The 7,561-nt window shown below is 73.4% G+C and carries 8 protein-coding genes; 1 reads left to right on the forward strand and 7 read right to left on the reverse strand.

The features are described 5' to 3' along the window. Positions 1-14: 14 nt before the first annotated feature. The 7 genes from AB0J52_RS19875 to trpB all read right to left on the reverse strand — a co-directional run bounded on the left by AB0J52_RS19875 (position 15) and on the right by trpB (position 7,110). A complete protein-coding gene (locus tag AB0J52_RS19875) occupies positions 15-743 on the reverse strand; it encodes a VIT1/CCC1 transporter family protein (RefSeq protein WP_500183076.1) in 729 nt (242 codons plus the stop codon). 13 nt (positions 744-756) lie between these two features. Beyond that, positions 757-2,154 carry a prolipoprotein diacylglyceryl transferase gene (gene lgt, locus AB0J52_RS19880; protein WP_500183077.1) on the reverse strand — a complete coding sequence of 466 codons (1,398 nt, stop codon included), beginning with the start codon at positions 2,152-2,154 and terminating at the stop codon, positions 757-759. A 221-nt stretch (positions 2,155-2,375) separates the two neighbouring features. Beyond that, positions 2,376-3,140: a DsbA family protein gene (locus AB0J52_RS19885; RefSeq protein ID WP_500183078.1), complete on the reverse strand. Its 765-nt coding sequence runs from the start codon at positions 3,138-3,140 to the stop codon at positions 2,376-2,378. 214 nt (positions 3,141-3,354) lie between these two features. Next, positions 3,355-4,125, reverse strand: coding sequence for a DsbA family protein (locus tag AB0J52_RS19890; protein WP_500183079.1), 771 nt, complete (start codon positions 4,123-4,125; stop codon positions 3,355-3,357). A 48-nt stretch (positions 4,126-4,173) separates the two neighbouring features. Then, entirely contained in the window at positions 4,174-4,662 is a 489-nt protein-coding gene (locus tag AB0J52_RS19895) for a vitamin K epoxide reductase family protein (RefSeq protein WP_500183080.1), read from the reverse strand. Positions 4,663-5,017: 355 nt separating this feature from the next. Next, complete coding sequence (trpA, locus tag AB0J52_RS19900; protein WP_500183081.1) at positions 5,018-5,833, reverse strand: tryptophan synthase subunit alpha; 816 nt, start codon at positions 5,831-5,833, stop codon at positions 5,018-5,020. Beyond that, complete coding sequence (gene trpB, locus AB0J52_RS19905; RefSeq protein ID WP_500183082.1) at positions 5,830-7,110, reverse strand: tryptophan synthase subunit beta; 1,281 nt, start codon at positions 7,108-7,110, stop codon at positions 5,830-5,832. Before trpB ends, trpA begins: the two co-directional genes overlap by 4 nt. 209 nt (positions 7,111-7,319) lie before the next feature. Here trpB and AB0J52_RS19910 point away from each other — a divergent pair. Next, a partial coding sequence (locus AB0J52_RS19910) for a hypothetical protein (protein ID WP_500183083.1) occupies positions 7,320-7,561 on the forward strand: 242 nt, incomplete at its 3' end.

Here is a 7,561-nt window from a genome sequence, read left to right on the forward strand (position 1 = left end):
GCCGGCTCGCGCGATCACACACCGGACTGCCCGATCAGCGCTCCCACCCCGAACGTGATCGCCGCGGCGGCCCCGCCGAACACGAGCTGGCGCAGCCCGCTGAACCACCACGACCGCGTCGTGACCCGGGCCACCAGCGCGCCCGCGCAGAACAACCCGAGCGCCGCCACGATCGCCGCCGGCCACAGGTTCTGCGCGCCCAGCAGGTACGGCAGCACCGGCAGGACGGCCCCGATCGCGAACGACACGAACGACGACCCGGCCGCCACCAGCGGGGACGGCAGGTCCCCCGGCGCGACGCCCAGCTCCTCGCGGGCGTGCACCTCCAGGGCGTCCTCGGGGTTGCGCGACAGCTGCCGGGCGACCTCGGCGGCCGTCGCCGGGTCCACGCCGCGCTTCTCGTAGAGGGCCGCGAGCTCGCGCTCCTCGGCCGCCGGATGCCGGGCCAGCTCCAGCCGCTCGATCTCGATCTCGGCCAGCGCCAGCTCCGACTGGGACGCGACCGAGATGTACTCCCCGGCCGCCATCGAGAACGCCCCGGCGGCCAGCCCGGCCAGCCCGGCGAGCAGCACCACGTCCTGGGACGCGCTGCCGCCCGCCACCCCGGCGATCAGCGCGAAGTTCGACACCAGGCCGTCCATCGCGCCGAACACCGCGGGCCGCAGCCAGCCGCCCGTCACGTCCCGGTGCTGGTGGTGATGCTCGGCGAGCATCTCCGGCTCCTCCGCGGTCAGTCCCCCCATGCGGCTTCTTTCCTTACTTCGCGTCCCGGACGGGCTCGCCCTTGCCCGCGCCGGTGTCGGTCTCGTCTTCGTGCTCGGCCTCGGCCTTCGGGGCGGTCTTGTCCTGCGCCGCGGGCTCGGGCTCGGGGTCCTCGGCGCCCTCGCGCACGGCCTCCGGCTCGGTGGCGGGCTCGGTGGCGGGCTCCGGCTCGGTCTTGGCGACCGGCTCGTCAACGGCCTCCGGCTCGTCCTCGGGCTCGGGCTCGGGCTCGGGGGCGGACTTGGCCGCGGAGTCGCCCGCGTCCTCGGTCACCGCTTCGTGAGCGGGGCCGGGCTCGTCCTCGGCGGCGCTCTCAGGCGTCTCCTCGAAGCTCTTCGCCTCGGCCTTCGGCGCCTCCACGACGGTCGGCTCCGGCTCGTCCTCGGAGGGCTTCTCAGCGGCCTCCGGCGCGGCGGCCGCGGCCCTGTCGTCCTTGGACTCGGACACGGTCTCCGGAACGGTCGCAGGGGCGTCCTCGGCCGTGCCGGAGGCGGTCTCGGGCACATCCTCGGAGGGGGCCCCGGCGGGCTCGTCCTGGACGGCGGGCGCCGGCGCGCCGACGGCCTCCGGGCCGGTCTTGCCGCGGGCCCAGTACAGGTAGCCGACCGCGCCGAGGAAGACGATGATCGCGGTCCAGTCGTTCAGCCGCAGCCCGGCGACGTGGTGGGCGTCGTCGATCCGCAGCGCCTCCACCCAGAAGCGGCCGATGGTGTAGGCGGCGATGTACAGCGCGAAGGTGCGTCCGTGGGTGAGCTTGTAGCGGCGTCCGGCCCACAGGACCAGGACGCCCACGCCGACGCACCACAGCGACTCGTACAGGAAGGTCGGGTGGTAGGTGGCGACGTCGGCGTACTTCGGGTCGAGGGTTCCGTCGGCGGTGCGCGGACGGTGCGCCGGGTCGATCTTCAGGGCCCAGAAGGTGTGCAGCGGGCGCCCGTAGAGCTCCTGGTTCCACCAGTTGCCCCAGCGGCCGATCGCCTGGGCGAACGCGATGCCGGGCGCGATGGCGTCGCCGAGCGCGAGCACCGAGATGCCCCGGCGGCGGCAGCCGATCACCGCGCCGACGGCGCCGAGCACGACCGCGCCCCAGATGCCGAGGCCGCCCTCCCAGATCTTCAGCGCGTTGACCGGGTCCTTGCCGTCCCCGAAGTAGCGCTGGTAGTCGGTGACCACGTGGTACAGGCGCCCGCCGACCAGGCCGAACGGGACGGCCCAGACGGCCACGTCGATCACCGTTCCGGGCTGGCCGCCCTTGGCCGCCCAGCGGCGTTCGCCGAGCCATACCGCCACGACGATGCCAAGGATGATCATCAGGGCGTAGGCGCGGATCGGGATCGGCCCGAGGTGCCAGACGCCCTGGGAGGGACTCGGAAGGAAAGCCACCGGCTGCATGAGCGTTGACGTTACCGCGTCCAGGGGGTAGGGGGGCGCACGTCCCACGCCGGAACACCCGATCGCCGGGTCTTCCGGACGGAACGGAACCCGGGCGGCGGGAGGACCGTCCGTCCCGCCGCCGTCCCGCCGCCTTCCCGAAGGCCTCGGAGCGGCCGCTCGGGGGCCTCGGGGACCGCCTGCCGACCGCCGTTCCGCCGGGCCCCGCGCCACCCGCCCGGCTACCGGCCCGCGGCCTGCTCGACGGCCTTGGTCAGGTCCTGCTTGCTGTTGACGGTGAGTTTCCTGCCGTCGAGGAACAACGTCGGCGTGCCCTGGACCTGCCGGGTCTCCAGGGCGTACTTGGTCATCTCGGCGACCTGCGCCTTCTTCTGCATGTCGCGGACGCACCGCTCGAAGTTCGGGTCCGTGACGCCCAGCTGCCGCCCCCACTTCACCAGGTCGTCCGGGGCGAAACCGTTCTTGCCCTCCTCGGGCTGCGCCTTGTAGAGGGTGTCGTGGTACGAGAGCCACTTGTCCGCGGGGACGCACAGCGCCGCGTTCGCGCCGCGCTCGGAGTTCCCGCTCAGCGGCTCCTGCTGGAACAGGTGGAACGGCCGGTAGACGAGCCGCATCCTCCCCTCCGCGGCGAGCTGCCGCATCGTCCCGCCGAGGGCCGCCTCCATCGCCTTGCACCCGGGGCACTGGAAGTCCTCGAACACCTCCAGGACCGGCTTGGAGACGCCCGCCTTCGCCATCGTGACGGAGCCGTCCGGGTTCCGCGCGACCGGCGCGGACGGCCCGCCGTACGGCGTGGCCGCCACCCCGCCGCCGCCCTTCCCGCCCCGGTTGGCGACCAGCGTCACCACGACGGCGATCACCACCGCCGCGACCACGACGCCCGCCACGATCAGCAGCAGCCGGTTGCGGCGCTCCCGGGCGGCCCGCGCCGCCCGCTCCGCCGCCATCCGTTCGCGCGCCGTGCGCGTCCTGTCGGCCTTGCTCATCGATCCCCCGATCGGCTCGCCTTGCGCTGACGCTTGCAGAGCGTAGTGGGGGAACGGTCACCGACAGTGACAGGCGCGGGTCATCGGGGGAGAAAGACAACCGGCCGGTCGCGCCCCGCACGCGGACTGCGTGCGGGTGCGACCGGCCGGTGGCGCGACGCGGCGCCGTTCCGCCGCGCCCCGACGGGTGGGCGGGCGGACGGCGTGGAGCGGATCAGACGCCGGTGAGGGCCTTCTGGAGCGCGTTCGGGTCGAACATCGCGTTCTGGTCGAGCGGCTTGCCGTTGACGAGCACCGACGGGGTGCCGGCCTTGCCGCCGTACTTGGCCTGGAGCGTCTTCAGGCCGTCGTCGTTGTTCTTCTTGACCTGCGAAGAGTACTTCTGGTCCGACACGCACTTGGCGTAGTCGCCGGCCGCGCCCGCCGCGGTGCCGAACTTCTTCAGCACGTCGACGGTGAGCGCCTTCCGCTCGTCCGGCTGGTTCTGGTAGGCCACGTCGTGGAACTGCAGGAACTTACCCGCGTCAGCGGCGCACCAGCCCGCGACGGCCGCGCGCGGCGAGCCCTCGGGGTTGACGAAGGACAGGATGTGGTAGTTGACCGTGATCTTGCCCTCGGCGGCGAGCTGCTTCACGGTGTCACCGCTGGCCTTCTCGAACTCCTTGCAGATCGGGCACTGGAAGTCCTCGTAGAGGTCGACCGTGGGGCCCTTCACGCCGGGCTTGCCCATCACGATGGTGCCGTCCGCGGTGACCTTGACCGGGGCGGTCGCGCCCTTGTAGAAGTTCGCGCTGACGTCCTTGCCGTCCCCGCCGGACTTGTCGGAGTTCATGGCGACGACGGTGACCACGACGGCCACGGCCACCACGACGACGGCGCCCAGCACCGCGTAGAGCAGCCGGAACTGCTTCTGCCGCGCCTGCTGACGCCTGCGCTCCTCGGCCAGGCGTTCCCGGGCCGACCGCTCCCGTGCGGCCTTGCTCATTGGTGCTCCTATGGGTGGAGGTGCTGCTCTTCGGGGCTGATCAGGGGGCTAGTCGGTCTGGCCGAGCCGCCGGAACTCGTCGGCCAGGACGAGGATGAAGAGCAGGATAGTGATGATGTGGACCCCGGTGCACCACAGGCAGATCTTGTCCAGCACGGCCAGCTCGACCGTCACCAGGTAGACCACGAACAGCACGCCGAGCGCGGCGGAGGCCAGCCGGCCCCAGCGCAGCAGCGGCGCGGCGTTGTTCAGCGCCCACGGCGTGATCAGGACGGCGAAGCCCACGAAGAACAGCAGGCCGAGCAGCGGCAGCGGGACGCCGAGCAGCTTGGAGTACTTGCTCGTCGTCACCGCGTGGCAGTCGATCGTGGCGTTGGCCGAGCAGACCAGCGCCTTCTTGTCGTAGTGCGAGTAGGTCAGGTAGATCGAGATGGCGAGCCCGGCCACGGTGAGCGGCCAGGCCAGCGCCGGAAACCAGCGGCCGCCCGCCGCACGTGCCGGCTTCGCGCCCGCCGGCGCCGCTGTCTCTTGCGTCATCGGTTGATCCTTCCACGACCGCCCGTCCAGGCCCGCCCGTCGCGCCGGGTCCGCGGCGGGCGACACCACACCATACGGGACGGCGACCTGACTCATCAGCACCAACCGACGGGGCGTCGGAGGGAGTTCCCGAACTCGCCGGCGACTTTCCCCGGTCGTCCCGCGATGCCCCTCGGGCGGCCCGCCGTTCCGGCGCCGGGACCCGGCGCGCTCACCCTGATGACAGCCCTGTCCCCGCTCGCCGCGACGGCGGAGCGGGGACAGGGGCCGGACGCTTCACCGACCGTCCCGGGCAGGCTTCCGGCCGCCCGGGATCGGTCCGCCCCGCGCCCGTGGACGGGCGGGAGCGCGGGGGTCAGAGCTCGCGGCGGACGCCCCGGGCCAGATCGGCGGTGAGGGCCCGGACGGCGGCGAGGCCGGCGGCGGCGTCGGGCGCGTCCAGCAGGCGGCGGATGAACGCCGAGCCGACGATCACCCCGTCCGCGAACCCGGCGACCTCGGCGGCCTGCGCGCCGTCGCTGACGCCGAGGCCGAGGCCGACCGGCAGGTCCAGGCCCTGCCTGGCGACGGCGGCGCGGGTCCGCTCGACCAGCCGCGGCGCGCCGGTGTCCACGGCGGTGCGGGCGCCGGTCACGCCCATCAGGGACGCGGCGTACACGAACCCGCGGGAGACCGAGGTGATCTTCTCGATCCGCTCGTCGGTGGAGCTGAGCGCGACCAGGAACACCCGGTCCAGGTCGTGGGCCTCGGCGGCGGCCAGCCAGTCCCCGCCCTCCTCGGGCGTGAGGTCCGGGGTGATCAGGCCCGCGCCGCCCGCCGACCTCAGGTCCCGGGCGAACGCGTCCACGCCGTACCGGTCCACGGGGTTCCAGTAGGTCATGACCAGCGTCGGGACGCCGGTCTCGGCGACGGCCTCGACGGTGCGGAACACGTCCGCGACGCGCGCGCCGCCGACCAGGGCGCGGTGGACGGCGTCCTGGATGGTCGGGCCGTCCATCATCGGGTCGGTGTAGGGCAGGCCGATCTCGATGACGTCGCAGCCCGCGTCGACCATCGTCCGGGCGGCCTCGATCGCGCCGTCCACGGAGGGGAAGCCGGCGGGCAGGTAGCCGACGAGCGCGGCGCGGCCCTCGGCCGCGGCCTTGTCGTAGGCGGTCTTGACGCTGCTCACTTCGCGTCGTCCCCTTCGGGCATCAGGCCGAAGAACCCGGCGGCCGTGTGCATGTCCTTGTCGCCGCGCCCGGACAGGCAGACCACGATCACGGCGTCCGGGCCGAGCTCGCGGCCGACCTTGACCGCGCCCGCCAGCGCGTGCGCGGACTCGATCGCCGGGATGATCCCCTCGGTGCGGCAGAGCAGCGAGAACGCGTCCATCGCCTCGGCGTCGGTGATCTCCCGGTACTCGGCGCGGCCGCTGTCGTGCAGCCACGAGTGCTCGGGGCCGACGCCGGGGTAGTCCAGCCCGGCGGAGATCGAGTGCGTCTCCATGGTCTGGCCGTCGCCGTCCTGCAGCAGGTAGGTGCGCATGCCGTGGATCACGCCGAGGGAGCCGCCGACCAGCGTGGCGGCGTGCTTGCCGGACGCGACGCCGTCGCCGCCCGCCTCGAACCCGAACAGCCGCACGCCCTCGTCCGGGACGAACGCGTGGAACATGCCGATCGCGTTGGACCCGCCGCCGACGCACGCGACGACCGCGTCCGGAAGCCTCCCGGTGAGGTCGAGGCACTGCTGCCGGGCCTCGACGCCGATGATCCGCTGGAAGTCGCGGACCATCATCGGGAACGGGTGCGGCCCCATGACCGACCCGATGACGTAGTGCGTGGTGTCGACGGACGCGACCCAGTCGCGGAACGCCTCGTTGCAGGCGTCCTTGAGGGTGCGGCTGCCGGTCCGCACCGGGACGACCTCGGCGCCCAGCATCCGCATGCGCGCCACGTTGAGGGCCTGCCGCTCGGTGTCGACCTCGCCCATGTAGACGGTGCAGTCGAGGCCGAGCAGCGCGGCCGCGGTGGCCGTGGCCACGCCGTGCTGGCCCGCGCCGGTCTCGGCGATGACCCGCTTCTTGCCCATGCGGCGGGTCAGCAGCGCCTGGCCGAGCACGTTGTTGATCTTGTGGGAACCGGTGTGGTTGAGGTCCTCGCGCTTGAGCAGGACGCGGGCTCCCCCGGCGTGCTCGGCGAACCGCCGGGCCTCGGTCAGCAGGCTGGGCCGGCCCGCGTAGTTCTCGAGCAGGTCGTCCAGCTCGGCGAGGAACTCCGGGTCGGACTTGGCGGCCTCGAACTCGGCGGTCAGCTCGTCCAGGGCGGCCATGAGGGCCTCGGGGGCGAACCGCCCGCCGAAGGCGCCGAAGTGGCCGGCCGGGTCCGGGACCGGCGATCCGGATGCCAGGGACGTCCGGGAGGAGAAGGCGGGAACGCCGGAAGCGCCGCGCGCGGCGTCGGTGGTCATGGGTTGTTCTCGTCTCTGCGTGAGAGGGCTCGTCGGGTCAGTGAGATGCCGGACGAGCGCGCCATCGTTCGCGCAGGGGTTCAGCGAGCATGTCCGTACCCTACCGCCAACCGTCCGGGCGCACCGTCGTCCGGGGGCACCCGCCGTCGTGACCGGACATCCGGGGTGTCAGCGCTGCCCATCCGGGGTGTCGGCGCTGCCCTTCCGGGGTGCGAGCGCGGGACATCCAAGTGCCGCCGCAGGACGGCGGGGGTGCGGGCGGGGACGTCCAGGTGCGGGCGTGGGACGTCCAGGTGCCGGGGCGCGGGGTCTGGAATGCGGACGCCCGGTCTCCTCGGGAGACCGGGCGGCGGGAGGTGGGAGGAGGCGGCCGGGCCGCCTCGGCGGGTGGGTCAGCCGCCCTGGCGGAGGGCGGGGTGGGCGCCGGCGGCGACGAGGTCGGCGACGGCCG

The organism is Spirillospora sp. NPDC049652, from assembly GCF_040675125.1.
Taxonomy (GTDB): Bacteria; Actinomycetota; Actinomycetes; order Streptosporangiales; family Streptosporangiaceae; genus Spirillospora.